The following is a 25,143-nucleotide window of genomic DNA, read 5'->3' as shown; positions in this document are numbered from 1 at the left end:
CCACCTGACGTCGGGTCCGGGTACTCGGAGTCGGCTGCGTCCGGCCCGTGCCGTGTCAGCCCCGACGTCAGGTCCGGGAGAGAGCGGTGAGTTCCGAGCCTCGCGGCGGTCCGTACGACCACACCCGCGATGCCGAGGGGACCCATGACGGCCGACCACCGCAGTCGCAGGCCAGGCAGGAGCCGTGCCTCGACACGCTGGATCGCCGAACCCACCGCGGACGCCACCCGCCGGCCGGCCTGGTCCGTGCAGGACGTCCTCGCGCGGCGGCCCGCCGTCCGCGTCAACCAGCTCGGCTACCTGCCGGGCCGGCCCATGCAGGCGACCCTCGTCACGGACGAGACGGGGCCCCTGAGGTTCACGGTCGTGCGCGACGACGACGTCGTGGTGCGCGAGGGCGTGTCCCAGCCGTGGCCCGTGCGCCCGGACCCGACGTCCGGGCTGACGGTGCACGTGCTCGACCTCCGCGGCCTCCCGGAGGGCACGTTCCACCTGCGAGCGGGCGCCGAGCACAGCCACCGCTTCCGGGTGGGCGCCCGGCTGCACGCGTCCCTGCACGACGACGCCCTGCGCTTCTTCACCCTCCTGCGGTCCGGCGCCGACATCGACGTCCCCGGGTACGAGCGGCCCGCGGGCCACCCGGACACCGCGGTGCCGGCGTGGACGGGTCCCGCCGCCCGGCGGCTGTACCCGGGCTGGCACGACGACGGCGTCTACAACGTGTCGGGCGGCTGGTACGACGCCGGGGACTACGGCAAGTACGTCACCAGCGGGGCGATCGCCGTGTGGCAGCTGCTGGGAGCGCTCGACGTCCGGCCGGGCGACGCCCGGATCGTCGCCGAGTGCCGCTGGCAGCTCGACTGGCTGCTGCGCATGCAGGTGCCGGCCGGACGCCCGCTGGCCGGCCTGGCGTTCCACCGCGTCCACGGCACGACGTGGTCGCCGCTGCCCGGCCTGCCGCACCTCGACCCGACCGAACGCGTCCTGCACCGCCCCTCGACCACGGCCGCACTGCACCTGGCGGCCGCTGCGGCAGCCGGTGCGCGGCACCTCCGCTCGAGCGACCCCGCGTACGCGCACCGGCTCGAGCACGCCGCACGGTCGGCGTACGCCGCGGCCCGACGCCATCCCGACCTGCTCGCCCCGGACGACCACGCGTGCCACGGCGGCGGGCCCTACGACGACGCCGACGTGGCGGACGACGTCTACTGGGCGGCCACCGAGCTGTGGCTGGCCACCGGCGACCCCGGCTACGAGGCCGCGATCCTGCGCTCCCCCGTGCACGCGGCCGACCCGTTCGACACCGCCGGCTTCGACTACGACGCCGTCGGCGCGCCTGCCCGCCTCGACCTGGCGCTGCACGGCCACGGGCTGGCCGACCACGACCGGGTGGTCGACAGCCTGCGGGCCGGCGCCGACCGCCTCCTCGACCTGCAGTCGCGGCAGCCGTGGGGCCAGCCCTACGCACCGGCCGCGGGCTGGGCGTGGGGGTCGAACGGGCGGATCCTCAACAACCTCGTCGTGCTCGGCGTCGCCCACCTGGTCACCGGGGACACGGCCTACCTCGACGCCGTCGCGACCGGCACGGACTACCTGCTCGGCCGCAACGCGCTGGGCCAGAGCTACGTCACCGGCCACGGCACCGACCACAGCCATCACCAGCGCACCCGCCAGTTCGGCCACGACCTCGACCCGACGCTGCCGCCACCCCCGCCCGGAGCCCTCGCGGGCGGCGCGAACAGCGTGCCCGCACCGGACTTCCCGTACGACGAGCGCCTGCGGGGTCTGCCGCCGCAGCTCTGCTACCTCGACGAGCCGACCTCCGAGGTCACCAACGACGTCTGCATCCGCTGGAACGCGCCGCTGGTGTGGGTCACCGCGCTCCTCACCGACCGCTGACGTGGGTGGGTGAGGCGAACGTGCGCCCCAGTCGTCGCCCTGCCTCACGGGGCCGAGGGCATCCCGGCAGGCCAGGCCCCTGACCTGCGCGGACCTCCCTGATGACCCGGTCGTCCTCGGGTCGGCCGCACTCGTCGCCGCAGGGCCGAGCGTGTCCGCGCGCGACCCGCCGGTGCCGGTGGGACCGGGCGCTTCCGACCGCGCCGAAACATGTCCCTCATGTCCGAGGTGCGTGCTTTGCTGTGCCAGTCAGTTCGCACGATGAGAGGCGCGGCAGTCGCTGACGACCCGCGACCGGAGCACAGCAGCAGGGGGCGTTTTGCCATGGAGGACGACCAGATAACGATCCAGGCACCGTGCGTGGCGGGACAGCCCGCACGGCAGCTCACGGTGAGGTCCGGGCAGTCGGCATCGGTCGGGGTCTGCCGGTGCAGCAGGTGCGACCTGCATCTGAGGATCGAGGACGACGGCACTCCCGCTTTCACGGCGGAGATCACCGCGGGCCGCGGCTACTGGTCGGTGAGCAACCTCTCCGACCAGCAGCCGATCCGGATCGTCAACATGGACGACCTGTACCAGTACTTCGTCGTCGAACCGGGCCGCCGACGCGTCCCCGTCCCCTTCGAGCTGTCACAGATCGGGCCGACCAACGCCCCCTCCGGCTCCATGGTCACGATCTTCGGGCCCGAGCCACGCCGGGTCCTCGCGCACCAGCCGGTGTGCCGGGAGGCGCCCGCGCGCGTGCTGCTCGACCCGGGATCGACCTATCACCGGGTGCTGCGAGAGCTGTGCCGCCCCCGTCTCGCAGGCTCGCTCAGCGCCCCCCTGCCGACGTCGTCGCAGATCGCGACCGCCTTGAGCTCCGGACGGCGACAGCTCACCGCACGCGCCGTGGACGCACACATCCGGTACGTGAGCGCGAAGCTCGACCTCCCGAGAGGTGCAGGTCGCGACGCACTCGTCGCGATCGCCATCCGGCTCGGTGCGGTGCAGTAGCCACGGCCCCGCAGCCCCGCGTCATCAGGTATCACGTCGCGCGAACGTCACGTACGCCGCCGCGACGCACGCGGCGACCCATGCCGTCAGGACCCCGAGACCCGCCCCACGCGTCAACGCGTCGGGGCCCTCGGGCGTCCCGACGGCGCTCAGCGCCGCGTCCTGCGGGAGAAGCGCGATCACCTGCGGCAGCGCACCGCGCAGGGTCGGTGCGACGAGCAGGGCGGCGACGACGAGCACGACCAGCGGCACCACCGCGCCACGAGCCAGTACCGCGAACCCGAACGCGAGCACCGACAGCAGCGTGTACGCGCTCACCAGCGCGAGCACCGCCGTCACGGCATCACGTGGCCCGAGCGTGCCCGCGCCCAGGGCACCCGCGTGCTGGACGAGGTATGCCGGCGTCACGACCACGAGCGCGGCGGCTGCGCTCACGCCCGCCGCCACGGCCAGGTGGGCGCGGAACGACCGGGCGCGGTCCGGCGTCGCGAGCAGGCTCGAGCGCAGCTGCCCACCGGTGTACTCGCTCCCCGCCGCGATCGCACCGAGCGCTGCGAAGACGTACACCGGAGCGAGCATGAGACTGCCGACCTGGCCGAGCGGGATCCCGCCGTCGGCCCCGGCCAGGCGCAGCGTGTCGTCGCGCGCGAGCACCGCCAGCAGCACGTTGGCCACGAGCGCGGCGCCCACCACCGCCCACGCCGACGGGAGGGTGCGGACCTTCGTGAGCTCCGCGGCGAGCACGGCGCTCACGGCGCCTCCCGGCGGGTGAACGCCGCACCCGCAGCGATCCCGAGCACGACGACCCACGTCGCCAGCACCGCGACCGCGAGCGTCGGCCCCGACGTCAGGTCGGGCGTGGACACGGGGTCCAGCAGCAGGTTGCGACCCGCACTGACCGGCAGCCAGCGGTCCAGGGTCGGCGCGAGGGCCTGGGACATCGCCACGGCGGTCAGGACCACCGCCACCATCACCGCGATCACCACGCTGCGCGTGACGAGCGTGACCGCGTACGTCACCAGGCACAGCGCCACCGCGAAGACGACGAACCGGGCCTGCGCGGACAACGCGGCCTGGCTCACGACGAGCCCGGGCTGCCACTGCCGCACCGCGAGCCAGGTGAACAGCGTCGACACCGCGGCGACCAGCAACGCAGGCAGGAGGAGGAAGATGCCGGCGGCGCCGAGCTTCGCGGCGACCAGGTGCCCGCGCGCGGGCACCGCGAGCATGCTCGTGCGCAGCTGACGCCCGCGGAACTCCTGCCCGGCGATCACCGCCGCCACCACCGGCAGGAAGATGCACATCTCGAGCGACGACGCGACGAGACTCTCCAGCATCGCCTGCTCCGCGTCCTGCGGCTGCCCGACGAAGATCTCGATGATCCCGTCGGGCGTGATGGCAGCGACCGCGTCGGAGTACAGGGACAACGACGTCGCACCCACGAGCACCTGGAGCGCCAGCACGCCACCGAGCGTGAGCCACACGCTGCGCAGCGTGATGATCTTCGTCAGCTCGGAACGCACGACCGCCACGAGCGCGCTCACCGGGCCGCGCCCGCGGCCAGTGCGGCGAAGAACGCGTCCTCGAGCGAGGGGTGCCCCGCGACCACCTCGCCGAGCGTCCCGTGCACGAGGACCCGACCGCGGTCGATGATCACCAGGTCGTCGACCGTGTCCGCCATCTCCGCCATCTGGTGGCTCGAGACCAGCACGGTGCGCCCCTGCGTGGCGAACTCGCGCATCAGGGTGCGGATCCACCGGATCCCCGCGGGGTCCAGGCCGTTCGTCGGCTCGTCGAGGACGACGACCTGCGGGTCGCCGAGCAGCGCCGCCGCGATCCCCAGACGCTGCGCCATCCCCAACGAGAACGTGCGCACCCGCTGCGACCGGGCTCGCTCGAGATCCACGAGTCCGAGCACCTCGTCGACCCGCGACCGCGGGATCCGGTTCGACTGGGCGATCCACCGGAGGTGGTCGACCGCGCGACGCTCCGGGACCGCACCCGCGCCGTCCAGCATGGCCCCCACCGTCCGCAGGGGGTCCCGCAGCTCGGCGTACCGCCGGCCGCCGATCGTCGCCGTGCCGCTCGTCGCAGAGCTCAGGCCGAGCAGGATGCGCAGCGTCGTCGACTTGCCGGCGCCGTTCGGACCGAGGAACCCCGTCACGCGGCCGGGCACCGCGGTGAACGTGACGTCGTCGACGGCCATGGACTGCCGGTACCGCTTGGACAGGTGCTCGATCGTGATCACGTGGACCTCACAGACGTGCGGGAAGGACGTCTCGATCCTGTCCGCACCGCACCGGCGCCCGGGTCACCCGGAAGTAGACACCTGGTGAGTCGTGGGCAGGCGGGCAAGGACCTCGAACCCACCCGCCGGGTGGTCCGCCCAGTCCACGGTGCCCCCCACCAGGGCGGCGCGCTCACGCATCCCCGTCAGGCCGAATCCCGGTTCCGTGCCCCCGGCGCCCGGACCCCGGTCCCGGACACGCACGCTCACGTGCGACCCGTCCGACCCGACCACCACCGTGCACGGGGCGCCGGGCGCATGTCGCACCGTGTTGGCCAGCGCCTCCTGGACGATGCGGAAGACCACGAGGCTCGTCGCCTCGTCGACCCGCTCGTCGACCTCGATCAGCGCCTCGACGTGGACACCTGCACCACGCGTCCGCGCTACCAGCTCCTGCAGACGGGACGCGAGCCCGCCCTGGTCGGGCGCGTCCGACGACGACGTCCGCAAGGCGCCGACCAGGCCCTGGACCTCCTCCAGCGTGCCGCGGGCCCGGACCTCGATGTCGGCCAGCGCCTCACGCAGCTCGTCCTCGTCCGCGTCGGGCAACGAGCGGGCCACCCCGGCCTCCGCACCCAGCAGGCCGAGCGCGTGACCCACCACGTCGTGGACCTCACGCGCGACCTCCAGCCGCGCCGCGACCCGCGCAGCCTCGGCCGCGGCCTCGATCCGGCGGCCGACCGCCGTGCCGAGCAACCACGCCACGCCCGGCGCGGCCACCGACAGGACCATCCACTGCGCCACCTGCCGGCTGTCGTCCGGGACACCCGACACGGCCACGACGACGAGCAGCACGGCGACGAGCCCGATCACCAGCCGGCGTGCGCTCGCGGCACGACGCACCGCCAACGGGTACAGGCACCACGCGACCGCGAGCATGAAGTCCTCCGTGACCCCGAGCGCCATCGCGCCCAGGGTCGCGAGCCCGACACCCGCCACGACGAGGGTGGGGAGCCGCTCCCTGACCAGCATGGCCACCCCGACGAACGCCGCGAGCGCCAGCCCCACCGCGCGATGCCACGGGTCGTCCGCGCCCATCGCGGGCGGCAGCCAGAACACACCCAGGACGACCACCGCGGCGACCGCGTTCACCGACCACCGGACCAGCGCCGACGACTCGTGCGGCGACGGCGCCGCGAGCGCAGAGCCAGGCATGCGACGGATGCTAGACCACCTCGATCCGGCACCGTCGGCCGGCCGTGGCCCGGGATACTTGCGTGCTATGACCGAACCGTCCATCCGCGTCGTCGTCGCCGACGACGACCCGTCGTTCCGGGGCGTCTACCGCAAGCTCTTCGAACGGACCCCGGGCTTCCGTCTCGAGGGCGAGGCGGGGGACGGCGACGAGGCCGTCCGCCTCGTGCGGGCCTACCAGCCCCACGTGGCGCTCCTGGACGTCCAGATGCCGCGTCGCACGGGCCTCGACGCGGCGCGCGAGATCCTCCAGGACGTGCCCGACGTGCGCGTGGTCATGCTCACGACCTTCGACCTCGACGACTACGTGCACGAGGCGCTGAGCCTGGGGGTCTCCGGGTTCCTGCTCAAGAACGCCTCGCCGCAGGAGGTCCTGGCCGGCGTGCGCACCGCGCACGCCGGCCACGCCCACCTCGCCCCGGAGGTCACGGCCCGGCTCCTGCGCCAGCTCGCCCCGCCCCGCCCCGCCCGTCCGCACACGTTCGTCGGGCGGCTGCTCACCCCGCGCGAGCTCGAGGTCGTCCGGCTGGTGGCCCGTGGGTGCAGCAACCAGGAGATCGCGGACCAGCTCGTGCTCAGCACCGAGACCGTGCGCACCTACCTCCGGCGCATGTTCGTCAAGCTCGGCGTCAAGGACCGCACCCACCTCGCGGTCCTCGCCCACGAGGCAGGGCTGCTGCACGAGACCCGCTGACACGCGGGGTCACGCGAGCAGCTGGTTGCCCGCCAGCTCGCGGTACAGCGGGCACGAGTCCATCAGCTCGCGGTGCGTACCTTGCGCGACCACACGCCCCTGGTCCAGCACGATGATCGCGTCCGCGGCGACCACCGTCGACAGGCGGTGCGCGATCACCACGATGCTCCGTCCGCCGACCGAGGCGACGAGGTCCCGGACGATCCGCTCGTTGTTGCTGTCCAGGTTCGACGTGACCTCGTCGAGCAGCAGCACCGGTGAGTCCGCCAGCAGCGCACGGGCGATGGCGAGCCGCTGGCGCTCACCGCCGCTCAACAGCTCACCCCCCTCACCGACCTGGCACGCGAGGAACGCGGCCGCGTCGCCGGCCCGCGGGAGGTTGACCTGGCGCAGCGCGTCGATGCACTGGTCCGTGCTCGCTCCCGGGGCGCCGAGGACGAGGTTGTCCCGGACGGTCCCCGACAGGACCGGCGCGTCCTGCTCCACGTAGGCGATCTGACGGCGCAGCTCCACGCGCGACAGCCGGCGCACGTCCTCGTCGCGGAAGCGGACCGAACCCTGCGTCGGCTCGTAGAACCGCTCCAGGAGGGCGAACAGCGTGGACTTCCCCGCGCCGGACGGGCCGACGACCGCGGTGGTCTCCCCCGCGCGCAGCTGGATCGACACCCCGCGCAGCACCCAGTCGTCCCCGGGTGCCTCGTCGTCCGGACCCTGCGGGTACCGGAACGACACGTCCACCAGCTCGAACGCCGCGGGCGCCGACGCATCCGGCAGCGGCATCCCCGGAGGCACGTCCACGTCGCGCTCGCCCTCGATCGCCTGCACCTCGAGCACCCGGTGCAGCGAACCGAACGCCTCGCCGAGCTGCGCGAAGATGCCTGCGCACAGGGTGATCGGCGCCGCCATCAGCATCAGGTACATGATGAACGCGCTGAGGTCGCCCACCGTGAGCGTCCCGGCGGCCACGCGCATGGCACCGACCGCGATGATCGCCAGCAGCAGCGCCTGGATCGTCACGGCCGCGAACGTCTGGATCGCGGCGCGCAGGGTCGCCGCGGCGTAGCCCGCCTTCAGCACCGCGTCGGCCTCTCCCACCGCGACGTCGACCTCACGGTCCGTCGAGACCGTCGCGCGGATCGTCCGCATGGACCCGAGCCCGCGCGTCACCGCCCCTGCGAGTGTGCCCATCGCCGTCTGCAGGCGCAGCCCGGCCGGTGCGGTCCGGCGGCCGATCACGACGATCACCACGAGCGCGACGACGATGGTGACGACCGCGAGGGCCAGCAGCGCCCAGTCGATCAGCGCCATCATGACGACCGACACCAGGACCGCCACGACGCTGGTCGCGAGCTCGACGATCCCGGAGCTCATCACCATGCGCAGCTGGCTGGTGTCCGTGGTCACCCGGGACACCAGGTCGGCCCGCTCGCGCCGTTCCAGGACACCGATCGGCAGCGTGAACAGGTGCCGGATCACGCGCTCACGCGTGTGGAACGCGAACAGCTCCCCGGACCGCTCCATGACCAGCTGCTGGGCGTTCGTGAAGACCGCGCTCAGGATCAGGAGCGTGACGAGCAGGCCGATCGTCACGGGACGGATGCCGCCGTCGAACCCGTCGACCGCGGACGCGACCACGCGCGGCTGGAGGGCCGCGAACACCGTGCTCGCGCTACCCAGCACGAACGCGAGGGTCATTCGGCCGCGGTACGGGCGAAGGAGGCGCAGGACGTCGCCCATGCCCGGGGGGCCCTCCGCGGCACGACGCTCGGCCGGCGGAGCCGGCTGCGACTCCGTGGGGGTCTGCGGCTCGTCGATGACGCGTGCTGCGGTCATCATGCTCTCCAGGAGGGGGATCGGCGGCTGCGCTCGGCGTCAGCCGTGGGGGACACGGTCAGGACGGTGTGGAAGTGCGCGACCGCGGGCGGTTCGCCGACCGGCGCCCCGTCCGCCTCGACCCACGCGTGCGCGACGAACGGGTCGGGACGGAACCCCGTGCGCCAGGTCGGGGCGCTGCCGTGCAGGCGGGCCAGCAGCACCACGGCGATCGAGCGCTGCAGACACCCCTGACCTGCGCAGCGGCGGCTCACGCTGTTGACGTCCGTGCGCCACCGTGCGGTGTCGGCTGCGTTCGCCGGCCGTGCGCCCGCGGTCACCGCCACCAGGACGCGGCGGATCACCGCGGGAGGGAGCGCCGCGAGCACGAACGCCGGGCCCGTCGCGAGCCGCGCCACGAGCGACCGACGCCATCCGATCCGCTCACGGAGCTCGGCGAGCACCGGGGCGCTCATGCCGGCCCGTCCGTGACGAGCTTCGCCTTGCGGAACTCGGCGAGGAGCTGCAGGTGATCGGCACGCACACGTGCCTCGTCGGTGCCGGTCTGCCCGGCCACCGCGCGCACGTAGTCGTCGACGGCGACCCCCTTGGCCAGCTCGTCGACGAACGTCATCGCCGCCTCGTTGAGGTGCCAGTACACGCCCTTGTGCGTGTCCAGCAGCACCCGACCTTCCTCGACCTCGACGATCTGGAGTCCATCCTTCAGCCGGACGATGTCAGCTCACCCTCTCGTGTACGTGCACGCGCGCCAGACGGTGGCGGGTCCGCGAGCGACCGGAGCCATCGCTCGGTGAATGCGATCTGATCGAGGTCGCGGTACTCCGCGCCGTCGACGGAGTACCCGTCGACCGCACGCATGATCCGGCCCGGGTCGATCAGCCCGAGGTCCTCCAGGGCGGACCCGGAGGAGAACAGCTCACGGAGCATCGGCGCGGCGGCGCGGTGGTGCGAGAAGACCTCCGCCGAGTAGTCGCCCTTGTCCGCCCGCGTGAAGTAGTCCAGCGACATCCCTGCCGGGCGTGCTGCCGCCAGCAAGGGCTTGACCGGGTACTGACGGGCGCGGTCGTCGATGCTCAGCGCGAGGCACGCGTCGACGATCCTGCGGTCGAGGTACGGGCTGTCGAAGAGGAGGCCCGCGCCGGGTGTCCGCGCCTGGTTGATCCGGCGCACGTCCGCGCCGTGGACCGACAGGTACTGCACGATCTGGTGTGTCGTGCGGTCGGGCGAGTACGGTTCCCGCCCTTCGGCCATCTCCTGCGCGGCGAGCCCCCGGAGGTGGTCCCGGGCGACGCCCGTGAGCGCGGGGTGCACCCGCGGCATCGCGACCCACCGCGAGAAGTCCGCGAGCTCCGACTCCGGTCTGTCGAAGTCGGCACGCGCGACCCGGGCGAGGTCGTCCGCGTACGTCCCCCGTTGCGCCAGCGTCCGGAAGGTCCCGACCACCGGGTACCGGTTCGCGAGCCGCTGCCGCCAGACCTGCCGGACGCGCCCCTTGGCCCCCGAGCGCAGCAACGACCACAGGATCGTCGTGACCGGGCCGAAGAGGGCGTCCCCCGCGTGCCCGTTCAGGTGCAACGACGATCCGGTACCCGCCAGGGCGTCCTCCAGCATCGGGACGGCCGCCGCGGAGACGGACGCGATGCTCGGCCCCTCGGGAGTGTTGACGAGCGTGCCCGTCGTCGCGTCGACGAGGCGCGGCAGCACCGAGTCGTAGGGCAGGACCAGGTGGTTCGTCCCGAGCTCCGACGCCGCGCGCTCCGCCCAGACGTGGTCACCGTTGGCGACGTTCTGCGAGCTGAGGAACAGGGTGTGGTGGGGAGGTCGGCCGCTGTCCGCGAGGAAGAAGCTCAGGGTCGTCGAGTCGAGCCCGCCGGACAGGTCAGCGCTCAGGTCGCGTCGGTGGTCGGTCCGCGTCGCGAGCGCGGCACGCATGGCGTCCCGGGCCACGTCCGTGAGCTCCTCGAGGGACCTGTCCGGTGCCGGCGGGCTCCACCAGCGCACCGCGCGCGGCGCGTCCGACCCGAGCGAGTGCCACCACTCGCCCGGGCGCAACGAGTGCACGCCCGCCCAGATGCTGCGCAGCCCGACGGGGAGCGAGATCTCGGCGTCGGTGAGCCGGCTCGCGAGGACCGCCGGGTCCGGTCGCAGCTCCGCGAGCCGCTGGAGCGTCAGCTGCTCGTCACTGATCACGGGGACGCCGGCGACCATGGTCCAGCACAGCGACCTGGTCAGGAACAGCGGTGCCTGCGACCGCATACGACCGTGCGAGCGGGCGAACAGGACGACGTCGCCCTCGGTGAGGCGTCCGGCGTCGAGCCGGTCGACGGACGTCGCGCCCTCGAGCCACGAACGCAGCGACCGCTCGTCCGTCCCGTGGGCGTCGTCACCGGTCACCACGACGTCGAGGTCGCGCACGCGCGCACTGACCACACGCCGGCCGCCGGTGTCCCCGACGAGCCAGGCGTTCCCCGACGGATGACGGAAGAGCACCTTGCCGACCTGTGCCGCGAGAGCGGCTGCCAGGTCGGGCGGAACGGGGCGGTCAGGCAGAACGACGATGGACATCCTGCCTCCGAAATTGCGAGAAGAATTCCTGATGAAGTCGACGCACGCGCGACGATGCACTCCTGTGCGCGCGGGCGATGTGAACCCGAAGTGCCAGCGCGAATCGCACGAGGACGATTCGCGCTGGCACCTGCAATCGGTCTAGCAGGTCATCAGACGTAGATGACGAAGACCGCGGGACGCCGGAAGATGTCGTTGTGCGGCGCCTTGCCGAGGCTCTTGGTCACGGACTTGAACGACCCGATCCGCGTGAGCTGCGGGGTTGCGTAGGTGCTCATTGCTCACTCCTCTCGTTGGTTGAGATGTAGATGCGAACACCTGCTGTTCGCCGATCCCGACTTTATGGCGCCCCACCGGGCCGCGGAATGTCGGTCGGCCGGGAGTGGGTGGGGTTGCGCACGCATCTTCTCTGGTGCTATTCACGGCAGAGAGGCGAGCAGCTCCGGTCCCCGCCACGATGAGCACATGCGACTCCTCGACCTGCCCGAGCACGAGATTGCTTCGTTCGACAGCGTGGGCGTCGCCATGCGGTTCATGCCGAGGACCGGTGGCACGTCGGTGCACCTGGCGAGGATCGCGGCCGGGGGGACCCTCGGACGCCACCCCGCGGTGCGGCGTCAGCTGTTCGCGGTCGTCCACGGGCGCGGCGAGGTGCAGGTCGGTGAGGAGCCCCGTCAGCCCGTCGGCCCCGGCACGGTCGTGCTGTGGGAACCGGGCGAGGTCCACCAGACGTGGGCGGTCACCGACCTCACCGTCGTCGTCGTGGAGACCGCCGAGGAGGTCGACCTCGATGCGCGGGTCGCGGGCCGCGACGCCGTGCGGACGGGCTCCGCGATGCCGGTCGAGGTCGCCGGGGTGCACCTTCCCGCCGGGCGGGCGGCGGACGCGGCGTGGACCGTCTGCGCGGAGTACGCGGACCCCGCGCTCCACCACCACTGCGTGCGGTCGTACGTCTTCGGTGCCGCCTGGGCGCAGGCTCGCGGCCTCGCGTTCGACCGCGAGCTGCTCTTCGTCGCGGCGATGCTGCACGACCTGGCCCTCACGCCGCCGTTCGACAGTCACACGGTCGCCTTCGAGGAGGCGGGCGGGCACCTGGCGCGCGTCCTCACCGCCGGGCTCGGCTGGCCGGCCGAGCGACGTGACCGGGCGGCGGAGGTGATCGTCCTCCACATGCGGGGCGACGTCTCGCACGACGTCGACGTGGAGAGCCGGCTGCTGCAGGTGGGGACCAGCGCGGACGTCTCCGGGACCGGCCTGGAGGCGTTCGACACCACCTTCAGGGACAACCTCGTCGCCGCGTACCCGCGGCTGGGCTTCGCCCGTTCGTTCGTGGGCCTGCTGCAGGACCAGGCGCGACGCAAGCCGGGCTGTGCCGCCGCGGCGCTGACAGCGACCGGGTGGGCGGACCGGGCCCTCGCGCACCCGCTCGACCAGGACGCGTCCGGCTAGCACCCTCGGCCGGTGGGTACCTAGCGACGCGCGAAGGCCAGGTGGACGACGCCGGACGGCGACGGGGTCGCCTCGATGCCGAAGCGCCCGTCGAGACCCTCCAGACCGTCCCACAGCCGCTCGCTTCGGCCCAGCAGGACCGGCACCACGACGAGGTGCATCCGGTCGATCAGGTCCGCCTCGCCATCGGCAGGCTCTGCCCGGTCCGGTTGAACACCCAGGTCATGACGACGTTGAACGTGACGCAGAAGGCGATGAACCCCCGGCCGGGCGGACGGTGGAAGGTCGGCGGTTGCATCCGAGGACGCAGACGCCTGCACCGCCGTCTCGCAGGCCGTCTCGATCGGGCTCTGGCGCTACGGTGTGCCGCACCCGGTCCGCCGACGGCGAGGAGCGCACGCGCCCCCTCGGGCCGCTCGGCCTCTGCGTGGTCCTGCTGCTCGACGACGCCACCAACGGGGTGAACGGCACGTTCGACGGCCTCGGCACGGCGCTCCTGTGGGCGGCGCTCGTCGGCGTGGCGGCCGTCCTCCTCGTCAACGTCGTGCTGTACCGCGCGGGGCGGTCGCAGCCCGTGCTGCGCCGCGTGCACGGCTGGGCGGTCGTCGTGCTACCGGTGGTGATCGTCGCCTGGCGCGGGATCGCGCAGGCGGGCGCACCTCAGGCGTACCACCGCACCCCGAACGAGGCGAGGAGCGCGACGAGCGCGATCCCCGCGCACCACCTGGATGCCACCAGGCGCCGGCGCGCGTAGACGAACGCCTCGTCCCGGGCCGCTCGGCGCGCGACGACCCCCGGTGGGATCTCCTGGATCCGGGGCTGCGCGGCGAGGCTCGCGAGGACGATGGACGCGGCGGCGGCCGTGAACGCGATGCCCGCGGCGAGCGCGAACAGGTTGCGGGCGGCCGGTGAGAGGGACCCCACCGCCGTGTCGGCGTTGAGGAGTGTTCCGGCTCCCAGGAGGCCGGCCACGGTGCCCACCGTCTTCTGCCACTCCGCGGCGACCGCGCGCAGACGCGGCAGCCGTTCCGAGACCGCCGCGTCTGCCCACGCGTCGACCTCGCTGTCACCCGGTTCGGTCGGTACACCGACGACGCGCAGCCCGTCGGCCGGCCCGCGCCCGTCATCTCGAGGCGGCGTGGTGCTCATCGGGCCTCGAGCCGGATGGCGCCGGCGGCCCCGCAGCCTGCGGGACGGGCATCAGCCGCTCGGCCTGCGTGGTGCCGGCCGCAGTTGCAGGCGACCGACACCCGCTCCGGTGCGGAGCCCTTGACGAGGCCGACACCGGCCGCCGCCGTGATGTCCCGGTCGATCTGGTGCCCGCAGCCCGGGCACGGCCCCACGAGCAGGACCCGCTGCCCCTGCAGCCGGAGCTCCAGGGCCGACGCTCCCGCGACCCACTCGTCCACACCGATCGGCCCCCACTTCCGCCCGGCGTCGCTCATGACAGCTCGCCGAGTCCGCGGCGCAGCTCGATCGCGAAGCGGTCCAGCGTCGACGTGCGGTGCTCGAGGCCCCGCTCGAGCGCGATCTCCCGATTCCTTGCGATGTCGAGCATCGCCTCGCACCAGACCTGGAACTTCATGGCCATGTCAGCGGGCGTTCCGCGTGCGGGTGGATCGGATGCCACGGGGCGAGGACGCGACGCGCGCAGGTTCGCGAGCTCGGAAGCAGGCTGCCCGAGCCGCAGCCCGGTCAGCCCCAGCCGCAGCTCCGGGTAGGGGTGCGTCCATCCGAGGTGATCCTCCGTGTGCGCGGCTTCCGCCCACCACAGACCGGAGTGCAGCGCCCACGGCGCCATCGCACCGATCACCTGGCTCGGTGACGGGTACCCCGGTCCGAGCGGCGGACGCGTCTGGATCTCGCACGCGACCGCGTCGGCGTGGTTCTCGCTGTTCGACGTGGCGACCTCGTCGACCTCGTCGATCGGCGCGGCCCACTGGTCCGCCCTGGTGACCCGTGCCGCGCGCTGGAACGCCGGGTTGTCGTCGAGCCACGTGTCGTCAGGTCCGGGCCGCCGCCGCGCCCAGTGCCCGAGCTCGTGCGCGATCACCTGGCAGTACGCCGAGAGCATGGCGTGTCGGCGGAAGAGGTCGGCGCGGCCGGTGTGGATCGAAACCTGGATCGGCTCGGCGCGAAGGTCGCGGCGTTCCCGGCAGCGCTCGAGGAGGTCGCTCATCGCGCCGTACTGGTAGCCGAGCGGGAGGTCACCGTCCACCCACCGGTCGGGCAGCCCCGTGAGCGTACGGATGCTGGAGGCGGCCGTCTGCACGACGATCCTCAGCGCGGCCAGAAGCCCGGTGTTCACGAGCACGACGACACCGTCCCCGGCAGCGAACGACCGCGCGGCGGGGACAGGATCCGGCCACAGCCCGCAGACGAAGCGCGGGATGTCGGCGGGTGTCCGGGCGGCCGACTCCGCGACGGCGGCGCTGCAGATCTCGAGCTGACGCACGACCTGGCGTGCCCCACCCGCGAACGCGAGCGGCTCGGCGAAGCTCGATGACCACCGCTCGCCGTTCGGATCCAGAGCGAGGTCGCGCTGGACCGCCGCCTGGACCGCGTCCTCCGCCGCCACGTCCGCCGCGAGGGCGTCGACGCCGCCCTCGACGAGGTCGAGCGCGTCGAGGTACGCGACGCGCAGGTCGCCGTAGCCGGTCCGAGGGATCGGGCCGTCGCCGCCGTGATCCTCGATCGGCCCGTCCGGGTGGACGGACGCACGGATGAGATCGAACGTCAGCACGGCACCTCCCACGTCGCGGTGCACCGGTCGTACCCACTATCGACCGTGCGCCCGAGCTGGGAAAGGGCGAACTGTGACGATCTGGGCGTCGTCGGCGTCCGTCCCCGTGGTCGTCGACGGGCGCCGTCGACGGGCGTCGTCGACGGGGCGCTGGTCCCCGGCCACGCCGTGGACCGTCAGCCCAGCGGCTGAGCCGTCACAGGGGGCGCGGGCGGTAGGCCTCCAGCAGGCGCTCCGTGAGGTCCTCGAACTGCGGGTCGACCACCCGGCGCGCGGGGTCGGCGTCGTGCCACGCGACGATCTCGCGGGCGCCCTGCGCGAACGGGATGCGGGGCGAGAACTGCGGGACCAGCCGCCGGATCTTCGTGTTGTCGAAGAGCATCGTGTGCGCCTTGTCGCCGAGGATCCCGGCGCCCAGCTCGGGGTCGGCGGCGGCGATCGCGTCGGACGCGACGTGCACCAGCCGCGGCTCGTCGACGCCGGCCGCGGCGGCCATCGCGCGGAAGATCTGGTCCCACGACGGGGCCTCGTCGCCGGTGATGTGGAACGCCTCGCCGATCGCCTCCTCGCGACCCAGCAGCCCGACCAGCCCGACCGCGACGTCCGCGCTGTGCGTGATCGTCCACCGCGACGTCCCGTCCCCGGGCACGACGACCTCCAGGCCGCGGCGCATCCGGTCGACGACCGTCCAGCCGCCGTCCATCGGCACGAGCGTGGCGTCGTAGGTGTGCGACGGGCGCACGATCGTCATCGGGAGGCCCGTGTCGCGGTACGCGCGGACCAGGAGGTCCTCGCACGCGATCTTGTCGCGGGAGTACTCCCAGAACGGGTTGCGCAGCGGCGTCGACTCGACGACCGGCAGGTGCGTGGGCGGCGTCTGGTACGCCGACGCGGAGCTGATGAACACGTACTGGCCGGTGCGGCCGGTGAACAGGTCGAGGTCCGCCTGGACGTGCTCCGGGGTGAACGCGGTGAACTCGACGACGGCGTCGAACTCCTGGTCGCCCAGCGCGGCGCGGACCGACTCCGGGTCGCGGACGTCGGCGTGGACCACCCGGGCCCCGTCGGGCACGGGCCGCTTGGTCGACCGCCCGCGGTTCAGCAGGGTGACATCGACACCCTCCGCGACCGCCCGCCGGGCCGCCTCCGTGCTGATGATGCCGGTCCCACCGATGAACAACGCGCGCAGTGCCATGCCACGCAGGATACGGAACGCACCTCGCGCGCCGATCGGTGGGTTGCTGCGTGCCGACAGGGAGACCGGTCGCGGGGAGGTGTCCGACGCCTGCGGGGAGCCGTCACGCTGAGGGCGCCGACGCGATCTCCAGCAGGACAGGCGGCAGCGGTTTGAACGGTTTTCGCCCTGTTCGCCCCGACATGCGGCGCGTACGCTCGCACCACGAGCGGTCTCCGGGCATGGGGCGGGGGGCGAGGACGATGCCGGACTGCTTCTACACCGACACCGCGGGCAACCACCACATCGTGACGGTCAGCAGCTGCCAGGAGTGCTACCGCATGGGCGGCAGCTGCATGGACGACGGCGGCGGACCGCCGCCGATCGGACCGGGAACGGTGACGTTCTGCTTCATCCGGAACGTGCTGACCCGGAGCCTCGCCAACCTGCTCACCGACGTCGGGTCCTCGGCTGCCATCTCCCGCTCGGCGCTCGCGTTGATCGACACCGACGACGAGGTGATCCCCCCCGCGCGCGGCCATGTGCGCCGCGCCGGAGGCGGCCCCCGGGACGACGACGCGTTGGTCCCGCTCACCGGCGACCTGCGATCGCAGGTCGCCGCCCGGGTGACCGACAGCATCCTGCGGCTCGCCACCACCTACCGCGACACCGTCGCCTTCCGGGACGACGTGCTGATGCCGACCACCCGTGGGCGCCGGCTGCGCGACCACTACGACGTCAACCTCCCGCACCTCTACGCCGCAGCGGCCCGGGACCTCGGTCTCGTGCGCCGCACGGCGGCCACCTGGCTGTCGATCCACCCCTTCGTGGCCGCCGTCGTCGCGGCCGCCCGAGGGCTCGATGAGGACGGCGACGTGGAGCTGACACCCGAGCAGGTGGCTGCCTGCAAGCAGGTCTTCCGCGACTTCCACGACGCCTCGTCGGACGAGGAGTTCCGTCACCTGCTCGACGACCTCGAGCGGGAGTTCGAGGGATACGCAGGGCTCACGCCCCGGGCGGCCCTGGAGCGCCTGCGCGACGCGGCCCCGCCCGACGAGGCCGAGATCCTGTCGTGATCGTCGACCTGCAGGTCACCGCGGACCACCTGGCGGCGAACGTGCGCAACCAGCTCCGCACCCGCCCGGTGTGTCTCACGCAGGAGCAGAAGCTCGGCCAGGACACGGTCCTGCTCGACCACGTCGAGATCACCGATCGCACCACCCTGCGTGCCACGCCCCGGACGGTCACGGTCGTCGGTCAGGGCAACGTCCCGGTCGACCTGGCCGGTTCCGCCGTCGAGGTCACCCAGGAGGTCGTGCTCCACCTCGTCACCGTCAACGGGCTGCTCGCGGCCGGCACGTCCCCCGCAGCGCAGATGACCAGCCTCCCGGTCGACGTCCGTTTCACCCTGGCCCTGACGGTCGTCGGCGGCACACCCAGGCTGCAGGTCACGTACGTCCCTCCCATCGACGTCGGAGGTCTGGCGCAGCTGATCCCCGGTGTGGGCCAGCAGGTCGACGCCGCCCTGACGACGCTGTCGGGGACGATGCCCCTCGACGTCCGCGGACTGGACCGGCTGCTCCTGCGCTCCCTGCCGCCCGTCAACGCCGGGCTGGCACTCGACGCGGGCGAGCGACTCGTGACCGTGCGGCTGGAGGCCCTCACCTCGCCGAGGACGGTCACCCTGTGGCAGGAGCTCTACGCCGGCGCCGCACCGGACCGCCTGGACGGCCACGGCTGGGCCGCCTTCATCGACGAGACGCTCCTGGCACTCACGACGCTCGAGCTCGCGAACGCCGCCAAGCCGACGGTCGGCACCTTCGGCGCCCCGGTCGCCTCCTGGTCGCCCAGCGGGCGCGGCATCCGCGTGTCGCGCAGCGGCACGGTGAAGGACGTCGGCCCCTTCGACGAGGACGCCGACGTCACCGTCACCATGACGCTCGAGTTCTCCGTCGTCTCCCCCGACGTCCTCCGGCTGCGCCTCGACCTCGACGTCGCCACCGACCTCGGCGGCCTGAGCGGGCTCATGGGCGACATCCTCGGGCTCGAGCCCGACCTGGACGCGGTGCTGCCGACGGTGAACGGCTGGACCAAGGTGGCTGCGACCACGTACGAGCGCACCATCTACCCGGGCCTCAGCAGCCCGCTGCTGGGCCACCTCGTCGTCGACGACCTGGTGCCGGACCGTCACGGGCTGCACCTGACGGGCCACGTCGCCCCACTCCGCCCGCTGACGCCGGCCGGGCTGACCGTCGAGCCGGCGCGATTCACGTGGCAGCTCACCGGCTCGTGCTCCCGCGGCATCGGGATCCGCAACGTCGGCACCGTGACGCTCACCGGCACCGGCAGCGCACCCCTGCACCTGTGCGAGGCCCGCGTGCTGTTCGACCCGGCCAAGCAGTTCCCGCTCACGGTCGTACGCGACGAGGACGGCACGGCGACCGCCGTACGCATCGAGGTCGGCGAGCTGACGGAGGAGTACCTGTCCGCCCCCGCCTACCCCTGCGTGGTCCTGATCAAGACGAACGGCGGCGCCCGGGCGGTCCCGCTCGGCATCCCGGCGCAGGCGAGCGAGGAGGAGCTCCGGGCCCTGACGCGCGCGCGCTGGGCCGCCGTGGGCAGCTGCTACCAGCTGGTCGACATGCTCACTGACCCCGTCTTCTGGATCCCCGACCCCCCCGACCGGACGTCGCTGCACAGGTGGGACGTCGTCATGGCCGGCCTGAGCTACGGCGAGGAGGTCGTCATGATCGACAGCGACGGGCAGCGCGTCGCGACCGGTGTCGCCGGGGCGACCGGGACGGTCCACCTGTCGGCCGTCGTGACGCCGGGACCCGAGGGCCGCGACGTCGTGCTGAGCCGGTCCCGCGCCGAGGCCCCGGCGACCGGTGCGCAGCCGCTCGTCGTCGACGTCCGCCAGACCCTGCTGGAGGGCGTCGCGAGCGTCCCCGCGGACGAGGGCCTCCTCGCGCTCCGCCCCGGCCGCCACCTCGGTGCGCCCGTCATGATCCTGGTCGGGCCCACCGAGTCGACCCTTCTCGGGTTGCACGATCCCGCTCGGCCCGAACCCCTCGCGACTCTTCCGACCGGCCCCCGACTGGTCGCCTTCGCCGACGGCACCCACCCGACAGCGGCGCTCCGCTCCTACCTCGACCTGCCGAACGGTCTGGCCGCCAGCTGGAACCGGCGCCGCGGTGAGGTCACCCTGTTCGCGCCGACGGCCACCGCCACCGGGCCCGACCGCGTCACGGTGCTCGCGGACCCACGCGGCTGAGGAGAACACCCTCCGCGAGGCGGACACCCCCGCCCGGACAGAGGCGGCGGGGGAGCCGGCGCCGAAGGTGCCGCTCCCGCTCACCCGCAGCGCCGACCTCCACCCCGGCTCGGTGGTGTTCGGGCGCCACCTCAGCACGGACGCGTCCACCCGGCACGCCCCGGGCGTCGCGGTTACCGTGCAGAGATGAAGCGCTCGTTGCGGACGGCGCGGTCCGCCGTCGTGGCCCTCGTCGCCGCGCTCGCGATCGTCGTCCCCGGCGCGGGCGCGGCCCTCGCCCACCCTCCCCGGGTCGTCTACGACGCCCTCGGCGACTCGTACGCCTCCGGTTACGGCGTCCCGCCCTACGCCGAGTGCGGCCGCTCGCAGGGCGCCTACGCCGTGCAGCTCGACGGGCGTCAGCGGCTGCGGCTGGACGACTTCGTCGCGTGCGCGGGCGCGACCACGACCTCCCTGGTGAGCGGGGGTCAGCTCGCCGCCCTCGACGCCGAGACGGACCTGGTGACGTTGACGATCGGCGGCAACGACGTCGGCTGGTCCACTGCGGTCGTGGCGTGCCTCGGCGGCACCGACGCCCAGTGCACGGGCGCGGTCGCCGTCGTCGACGCCAGGATCACCGGCGAGTTGCCTGCCCTGCTCGACACGGTCTACGCCCAGGTCGCCGCGGCCGCCCCGAACGCCCGCGTCGTGGTGACGGGTTACCCGCGGCTGTTCTCCCCCGAGCACGGCCCGTACCTCGCCGCCTCGCCGGCGGAGCTGACCTGCCTCAACGCCGCTGCGGACACCCTCGACACGGTGATCGCCGCCGCGGCCACCCGCGCCGGGTTCCGGTTCGTCGACGTGCGCCAGCGCTTCGAGGGCCACGGGGCGAACTCCCCGGACCCGTGGATCCTGGGGCCGTCGGACCCCGGAGCCTTCCACCCGACGATCGAGGGCTACGAGGCCTACACGGCCGCCGTCAGCTCCACGCTGGGCCGGGTGAAGCCGGGCTGCGGCAGGCACCACCGTGAGGCGACACCGTTCACCCTGGCCGGTCAGGACGCGCGCTGCCGGCCTCCCCGGTGACCGCGTCGTTCGCCGGCGCTACGCCCGCGGGCGTCGTCCGCGCCCGCTCAGGCGGCGTGGGCGACGATCGCGGCGTGCGCGTGCCACGCGCCCTCCTGGTCCCGGTGCACCCGCTCGCGCTCGACGAACCCCGCCGCTGCCAGCCGTCGTGACATCTCGTCGGGCGGCCACCGGTACGCGGTGGTGACCCGGTGCGCGAACGGCTCGTGCTCGGGCCCGTCGAAGAACCCCACGACGAGCGGTGCGCCCGGCGCCAGGACCCGGCGGATCGCGGCCAGGGCGCCGTCCAGGTGCTCGGGTTCGAGGTGGATGAGGGAGTACCAGGCCAGCGCACCGGCGACCGACCCGGGGGCGCGGTCGAGCGCGAGCACGGACCCCACCTCGAAGCGCGCGTCGGGGTGGGCAGCACGCGCGTGCGCGACGAACTCCGGGACCAGGTCGATGCCCGTGACGTCGACGTGCCTGCTCGTCAGGTAGCCGGTGAGGTGGCCGGGGCCGCACCCGAGGTCGAGTACCGGGCCGCAGACCGGCCGCAGGTGCCGGTCGATGAGCCGCAGGTCGTCGGGGTGCACCCGGTCGACCGATCCCAGCAGGTCGATGTACTGCTCGGCGACGAGCGCGTAGGCCTGCTGGACGTCACGGGTCGACATCGACGAGACGATACGGGCGAGCGTGCTGGTGCCGGCGCGCGGCCGTCGGCGTGCAGCGTGTGGCCGCGTCGTACGCGGACCTACCGGATGACCCGGACCTCCTGGGGCCAGCCGCACCCCTCGGCGACCCGGCCCGCCCACAGCTTGGCCGTCTCCAGGTCGGGCACGTCGATGATCGTGATCCCGCCCAGCTGCTCGACCGTCTCGGTGTAGGGACCGTCGGTGATCGACAGCGTCCCGCTCGTCGCGTCGGCGCTGAAGGCGTCTGCCAAGTCCTCCTCGAGGCCACCGGCGAAGACCAGGACCCCGGCGGCCTCCATGTCACGGACGACCGCCGTGCTGGGCTCCACGCGGGTGCGGAACCACTCGGCCGGGTGGTCCCCCACCCACTGCTGGTGGAAGTAGATGGCGTACTGCGTCATGTCGCGCCTCCTGTGCGGCTGCCCGCTTCGGTGTCATCACTCTGACGGACGGACCGTGCCGGATTCGACAGGCGCGGGCACGCGAGGGTGGCCGTGACCCCGAGCGGGCCTACCGACGCGCGAAGGCCAGGTGGACGACGCCGGACGGCGACGGGGTCGCCTCGATGCTGAAGCGTTCGTCGAGACCCTCGAGCCCGTCCCAGAGCCGCTCGCCCCGGCCCAGCAGGATCGGCACGACGACGATGTGCATCCGGTCGATCAGGTCCGCCTCGAGGAACTGGCGGACGGTGCTGACGCCGCCACCGATCCGCACGTCGAGGCCGCCGGCCAGCTCGCGGGCGAGCGCGAGCGCGGAGGCCGGATCGGCGTCGACGAAGTGGAACGTGGTCCCACCCTCCATCTCGAGCGTCGGCCGCGGGTGGTGCGTCAGGACGACGACCGGGGTGTGGAAGACGGGGTCGGGGCCCCACCACCCCTGCCACTCCTCGTCGAGCCAGGGACCGCGCTGCGGGCCGAACTTGTTGCGGCCCATGATCTCCGCACCGATCCCGGTCCCCCACGAGCCGGCGAACGCCTCGTCGACACCGTAGGAGCCGTCCGTCTCCCCGTGGATGCCCATGGCGCGGAACGTGGGCGTCTCGAAGGCCCACTCCACCAGCCGCTGGCCGGCGTGCCCGAACGGCGCGTCGAGAGCCTGGCCCTCCCCCGTGCCGAAGCCGTCGAGCGAGACCGAGAAGTTGTGCACGCGGACGAGAGACATGTCAGCTCCTGACGTGGCGGCGACCGTCGCTGCCCGCACCGACGAGGGCGCTCCTCGACGGTAGCGGACGCCGGTGTGACGTCGCTCACCACCCGACCGGGAAGATAGTTGTCGATTCATCTATTGAGCGAGGCATGGAGACTCAGAGGATCGGCATCGTCATCAGCTCGTCGCGCCCCACCCGGATCGGCCCGAAGGTCGCCCAGTGGGTCAGCACCGTGGCCCCCGCGGGCGTCGACGTCGAGATCGTCGACCTCGCCGACGTCGACCTGCCCTTCCTCGCGGAGCCCGAGCAGCCGGCCACCGGCAACTACACGATGCCCAGCACCACGAGCTGGTCCGAGCGGGTCCGCAGCTACGACGCCCTCATCCTCGCCGTGCCGGAGTACAACGCCGGCTACCCGGCCGTGCTGAAGAACGCGATCGACACGCTGCACGCCGAGTGGAAGGGCCTGCCGATCGGTGTCATCGGGTACGGGTGGGGCGCCGCGGCCGGCGCCGTGCGTCAGCTCGGCGAGGTGCTCGACCGGGTGCAGGCCGTGACCCTGGCCGGCCCGGGCCTGAGCTTCGGCCAGCACCTCACCCCCGAGGGCGAGCTCCTGGAGGCTGCCCCGGCGGACGACGTGCGCGGCCTCTACGACCAGGTCCTCGCAGCCGCCCGCGAGAGGGTCCCGGCCTGATCCGACCCGACCGCCGGATCCGGCGCGCAGCCGGATCCGGCGCGTCGTCGTGCGCAGGCGCGGCCGTCCCGCAGACCGGTGGGCGCCGGTCGGCCGCGCCCTTCGGCTGACGACGTCGGGACCCGTGGCCTGCGCAGCCTCGGCGCGTTTACCGGAGCGGCAGTACACGACGTAGAGGTCGCGGCGGTCGTCTTGACCCTCGACCAGGTCGAGCCGTGAGCGTTCCGGCATGACCGCCGTCGACACGCCACCGAACTCGCTCCCCCGCTCGTACCTCGTCTGGCTCGGGGGTTTCACCGTGGCGCGGCTCGGTGACGCCGTGCTCGTCTTCTCGCTCGGCTGGGCGGCCGCGGGGTTCGGCGGGACGACCGCGGCCCTGGCCCTGACCCTCGGTGCGCTGCCCCGCCTGGTGCTGCTCGTCGCCGGGGGTGCCGTCGCCGACCGCGTCGGGGCCCGCCGCGTCCTGATCGCCGGCGAGGCCGCGCTGATCGTCCTGACCGTCGCTCTGGCCTTCGCTCTCGCGCGGGTCGGCACGCCGGTCTGGTTGCTCCTGGCGTCGTCGGCGGCGCTCGGCACGGTGACCGCGTTCTGCCTGCCCGCCGCCGGTTCGCAACCCCGCCGCCTCGTCCCGGACGACCAGCTGACCCGCGCCCTCGCCCTGCGGCAGGGCTGGGGCCAGGCGGTGTTGATGGCCGCCGCACCGCTGGGTGGCCTGCTCGTCGGGACGGCAGGCCTCCCGGCCATCGCGTGGGGCGCCGCGGCGCTGCTCGGTGTCGGCCTGACCGTGCTCGTGGCCGTCCGGGACGCCACAGCCTCGTCGCCCGAGCCCGGGCTCGTCGACGTGCCACGCGACCGACGCCGCGACCTGCTCGACGGCTTCCGCGTCGTGGCCCGCACCCCGGGACTGCGCGGCCCGCTCCTCCTGACGGGCGCGGGCGCCGCGCTGATCCTGCCCGTCCCGTCCCTCCTCGTGCCGCTGCTGGGCCGCGCATCGGGCTGGGGCCCGGGGCCGACGGGCGTGGTGGCCGGAGCGGTGGGTGTCGGGGTGATCAGCGCGGCGCTCCTGGCCGCTCGACGTCGACGGCTCCCGCCTCGCGCCGGTTCGGCTGCAGCGGGACTGACGGTCAGCGCGGTCGGTGCGCTCGCCCTCGCGGTCGGCCCGGTGCTCGACGACACCCGGGCGGCCGTCGTCGCCGGCGCTCTGGTGTTCGGGTTCGGGAACGGGACGTTCGTCGCGCGGCTGGCGCCGCTCGTGCTGGGCGGCGCGCCGCGGACCCACCTCGCGCGGGTGCAGGCCGTCGTGGGCCTGGTGCAGCTCGTGCCCGTGATGGTGACGACCCCGGTCCTCGGTGCGCTCGCCCAGCAGACGTCTCCGGGCTGGGCCCTGGCGGCGATCGCGGCGGGCCTCGCCGCGTGCGCGGCCGGGGCCCGGCGCCTCACGGGTTGACCCTCACGTCG

At 73.4% G+C, this 25,143-nt stretch carries 28 protein-coding genes; 10 read left to right on the top strand and 18 right to left on the bottom strand.

Annotated elements, in window-relative coordinates:
* Window positions 1-246: 246 nt before the first annotated feature.
* Both KG103_RS02125 and KG103_RS02120 read left to right on the top strand, forming a co-directional pair.
* Window positions 247-1,899 (top strand): glycoside hydrolase family 9 protein, encoded by a 1,653-nt coding sequence (locus KG103_RS02125; RefSeq protein ID WP_207341867.1) that lies wholly within the window; start codon window positions 247-249, stop codon window positions 1,897-1,899.
* A gap of 324 nt (window positions 1,900-2,223) precedes the next feature.
* Entirely contained in the window at window positions 2,224-2,895 is a 672-nt protein-coding gene (locus tag KG103_RS02120; RefSeq protein ID WP_207341866.1) for a hypothetical protein, read from the top strand.
* 24 nt (window positions 2,896-2,919) lie between these two features.
* Here the strand turns inward: KG103_RS02120 and KG103_RS02115 are convergent, their stop codons facing one another.
* From KG103_RS02115 to KG103_RS02100, 4 genes are all read right to left on the bottom strand, one after another.
* Window positions 2,920-3,648, bottom strand: coding sequence for a hypothetical protein (locus KG103_RS02115; RefSeq protein ID WP_207341865.1), 729 nt, complete (start codon window positions 3,646-3,648; stop codon window positions 2,920-2,922).
* Window positions 3,645-4,439, bottom strand: coding sequence for an ABC transporter permease (locus KG103_RS02110; protein WP_207341864.1), 795 nt, complete (start codon window positions 4,437-4,439; stop codon window positions 3,645-3,647). Before KG103_RS02110 ends, KG103_RS02115 begins: the two co-directional genes overlap by 4 nt.
* A complete protein-coding gene (locus KG103_RS02105) occupies window positions 4,436-5,143 on the bottom strand; it encodes an ABC transporter ATP-binding protein (protein WP_207341863.1) in 708 nt (235 codons plus the stop codon). Before KG103_RS02105 ends, KG103_RS02110 begins: the two co-directional genes overlap by 4 nt.
* A 63-nt stretch (window positions 5,144-5,206) precedes the next feature.
* Window positions 5,207-6,337: a sensor histidine kinase gene (locus KG103_RS02100; protein ID WP_207341862.1), complete on the bottom strand. Its 1,131-nt coding sequence runs from the start codon at window positions 6,335-6,337 to the stop codon at window positions 5,207-5,209.
* A gap of 67 nt (window positions 6,338-6,404) precedes the next feature.
* On the opposite strand from KG103_RS02100, the gene KG103_RS02095 reads away from it, so the two are divergent.
* Window positions 6,405-7,070, top strand: coding sequence for a response regulator (locus KG103_RS02095; RefSeq protein ID WP_207341861.1), 666 nt, complete (start codon window positions 6,405-6,407; stop codon window positions 7,068-7,070).
* A gap of 9 nt (window positions 7,071-7,079) precedes the next feature.
* Here KG103_RS02095 and KG103_RS02090 read toward each other — a convergent pair whose 3' ends face one another.
* The 5 genes from KG103_RS02090 to KG103_RS02070 form a co-directional block, all read right to left on the bottom strand.
* Window positions 7,080-8,903, bottom strand: coding sequence for an ABC transporter ATP-binding protein (locus tag KG103_RS02090; RefSeq protein ID WP_207341860.1), 1,824 nt, complete (start codon window positions 8,901-8,903; stop codon window positions 7,080-7,082).
* Window positions 8,903-9,358 carry a lasso peptide biosynthesis B2 protein gene (locus KG103_RS02085; RefSeq protein ID WP_207341859.1) on the bottom strand — a complete coding sequence of 152 codons (456 nt, stop codon included), beginning with the start codon at window positions 9,356-9,358 and terminating at the stop codon, window positions 8,903-8,905. The genes KG103_RS02090 and KG103_RS02085 overlap by 1 nt, the downstream gene beginning before the upstream one ends.
* Entirely contained in the window at window positions 9,355-9,567 is a 213-nt protein-coding gene (locus KG103_RS02080; RefSeq protein WP_207341858.1) for a PqqD family protein, read from the bottom strand. Before KG103_RS02080 ends, KG103_RS02085 begins: the two co-directional genes overlap by 4 nt.
* A 38-nt stretch (window positions 9,568-9,605) precedes the next feature.
* The gene (locus tag KG103_RS02075) at window positions 9,606-11,468 is read right to left on the bottom strand and encodes an asparagine synthase-related protein (RefSeq protein WP_207341857.1); all 1,863 of its coding nucleotides are present in this window, start codon (window positions 11,466-11,468) and stop codon (window positions 9,606-9,608) included.
* 152 nt (window positions 11,469-11,620) lie between these two features.
* Window positions 11,621-11,746, bottom strand: coding sequence for a lasso RiPP family leader peptide-containing protein (locus tag KG103_RS02070; RefSeq protein WP_207341856.1), 126 nt, complete (start codon window positions 11,744-11,746; stop codon window positions 11,621-11,623).
* Window positions 11,747-11,933: 187 nt separating this feature from the next.
* Between KG103_RS02070 and KG103_RS02065 the strand changes: the two genes are divergently transcribed.
* A complete protein-coding gene (locus KG103_RS02065; protein ID WP_207341855.1) occupies window positions 11,934-12,917 on the top strand; it encodes a cupin domain-containing protein in 984 nt (327 codons plus the stop codon).
* A gap of 20 nt (window positions 12,918-12,937) precedes the next feature.
* Here KG103_RS02065 and KG103_RS02060 read toward each other — a convergent pair whose 3' ends face one another.
* On the bottom strand, window positions 12,938-13,078 hold the full coding sequence (locus KG103_RS02060; protein ID WP_242635968.1) for a hypothetical protein: 141 nt from the start codon (window positions 13,076-13,078) through the stop codon (window positions 12,938-12,940).
* Window positions 13,079-13,086: 8 nt separating this feature from the next.
* Complete coding sequence (locus KG103_RS18990) at window positions 13,087-13,215, bottom strand: hypothetical protein (protein ID WP_256439598.1); 129 nt, start codon at window positions 13,213-13,215, stop codon at window positions 13,087-13,089.
* Window positions 13,216-13,278: 63 nt separating this feature from the next.
* Between KG103_RS18990 and KG103_RS02055 the strand changes: the two genes are divergently transcribed.
* Complete coding sequence (locus KG103_RS02055; protein WP_207341854.1) at window positions 13,279-13,671, top strand: hypothetical protein; 393 nt, start codon at window positions 13,279-13,281, stop codon at window positions 13,669-13,671.
* Here the strand turns inward: KG103_RS02055 and KG103_RS02050 are convergent.
* From KG103_RS02050 to KG103_RS02035, 4 genes are all read right to left on the bottom strand, one after another.
* Window positions 13,578-14,066, bottom strand: a complete 489-nt coding sequence (locus KG103_RS02050; protein ID WP_207341853.1) for a hypothetical protein — start codon at window positions 14,064-14,066, stop codon at window positions 13,578-13,580. The two genes, KG103_RS02055 and KG103_RS02050, sit on opposite strands and share 94 nt — an antisense overlap.
* On the bottom strand, window positions 14,063-14,362 hold the full coding sequence (locus KG103_RS02045; RefSeq protein WP_207341852.1) for a transposase: 300 nt from the start codon (window positions 14,360-14,362) through the stop codon (window positions 14,063-14,065). Before KG103_RS02045 ends, KG103_RS02050 begins: the two co-directional genes overlap by 4 nt.
* Window positions 14,359-15,660: a hypothetical protein gene (locus KG103_RS02040; protein WP_207341851.1), complete on the bottom strand. Its 1,302-nt coding sequence runs from the start codon at window positions 15,658-15,660 to the stop codon at window positions 14,359-14,361. Before KG103_RS02040 ends, KG103_RS02045 begins: the two co-directional genes overlap by 4 nt.
* Before the next feature lie 196 nt (window positions 15,661-15,856).
* Window positions 15,857-16,855 carry an NAD-dependent epimerase/dehydratase family protein gene (locus KG103_RS02035; protein ID WP_207341850.1) on the bottom strand — a complete coding sequence of 333 codons (999 nt, stop codon included), beginning with the start codon at window positions 16,853-16,855 and terminating at the stop codon, window positions 15,857-15,859.
* 242 nt (window positions 16,856-17,097) lie between these two features.
* On the opposite strand from KG103_RS02035, the gene KG103_RS02030 reads away from it, so the two are divergent.
* The 3 genes from KG103_RS02030 to KG103_RS02020 all read left to right on the top strand — a co-directional run bounded on the left by KG103_RS02030 (window position 17,098) and on the right by KG103_RS02020 (window position 21,173).
* Entirely contained in the window at window positions 17,098-17,910 is an 813-nt protein-coding gene (locus KG103_RS02030; protein WP_207341849.1) for a hypothetical protein, read from the top strand.
* The gene (locus KG103_RS02025) at window positions 17,907-20,108 is read left to right on the top strand and encodes a hypothetical protein (protein ID WP_207341848.1); all 2,202 of its coding nucleotides are present in this window, start codon (window positions 17,907-17,909) and stop codon (window positions 20,106-20,108) included. The genes KG103_RS02030 and KG103_RS02025 overlap by 4 nt, the downstream gene beginning before the upstream one ends.
* Before the next feature lie 186 nt (window positions 20,109-20,294).
* Window positions 20,295-21,173, top strand: coding sequence for an SGNH/GDSL hydrolase family protein (locus tag KG103_RS02020; RefSeq protein WP_207341847.1), 879 nt, complete (start codon window positions 20,295-20,297; stop codon window positions 21,171-21,173).
* Between the two features lie 47 nt (window positions 21,174-21,220).
* Here KG103_RS02020 and KG103_RS02015 read toward each other — a convergent pair whose 3' ends face one another.
* The 3 genes from KG103_RS02015 to KG103_RS02005 form a co-directional block, all read right to left on the bottom strand.
* Entirely contained in the window at window positions 21,221-21,823 is a 603-nt protein-coding gene (locus KG103_RS02015; RefSeq protein ID WP_207341846.1) for a class I SAM-dependent DNA methyltransferase, read from the bottom strand.
* A gap of 80 nt (window positions 21,824-21,903) precedes the next feature.
* Entirely contained in the window at window positions 21,904-22,245 is a 342-nt protein-coding gene (locus KG103_RS02010; RefSeq protein ID WP_207341845.1) for a YciI family protein, read from the bottom strand.
* 109 nt (window positions 22,246-22,354) lie between these two features.
* Window positions 22,355-23,005, bottom strand: coding sequence for a dihydrofolate reductase family protein (locus KG103_RS02005; RefSeq protein WP_207341844.1), 651 nt, complete (start codon window positions 23,003-23,005; stop codon window positions 22,355-22,357).
* Window positions 23,006-23,139: 134 nt separating this feature from the next.
* Between KG103_RS02005 and KG103_RS02000 the strand changes: the two genes are divergently transcribed.
* Both KG103_RS02000 and KG103_RS01995 read left to right on the top strand, forming a co-directional pair.
* On the top strand, window positions 23,140-23,685 hold the full coding sequence (locus KG103_RS02000; RefSeq protein ID WP_207341843.1) for an NADPH-dependent FMN reductase: 546 nt from the start codon (window positions 23,140-23,142) through the stop codon (window positions 23,683-23,685).
* A gap of 229 nt (window positions 23,686-23,914) precedes the next feature.
* Window positions 23,915-25,132, top strand: coding sequence for an MFS transporter (locus KG103_RS01995; protein ID WP_207341842.1), 1,218 nt, complete (start codon window positions 23,915-23,917; stop codon window positions 25,130-25,132).
* Window positions 25,133-25,143 lie beyond the last annotated feature (11 nt).

It is taken from the genome of Cellulomonas wangleii (assembly GCF_018388445.1).
Classification (GTDB): Bacteria; Actinomycetota; Actinomycetes; order Actinomycetales; family Cellulomonadaceae; genus Cellulomonas; species Cellulomonas wangleii.
The sequence above is the reverse complement of the archived record's forward strand: the minus strand, read 5'-3'. Positions and strand labels throughout refer to the sequence as shown.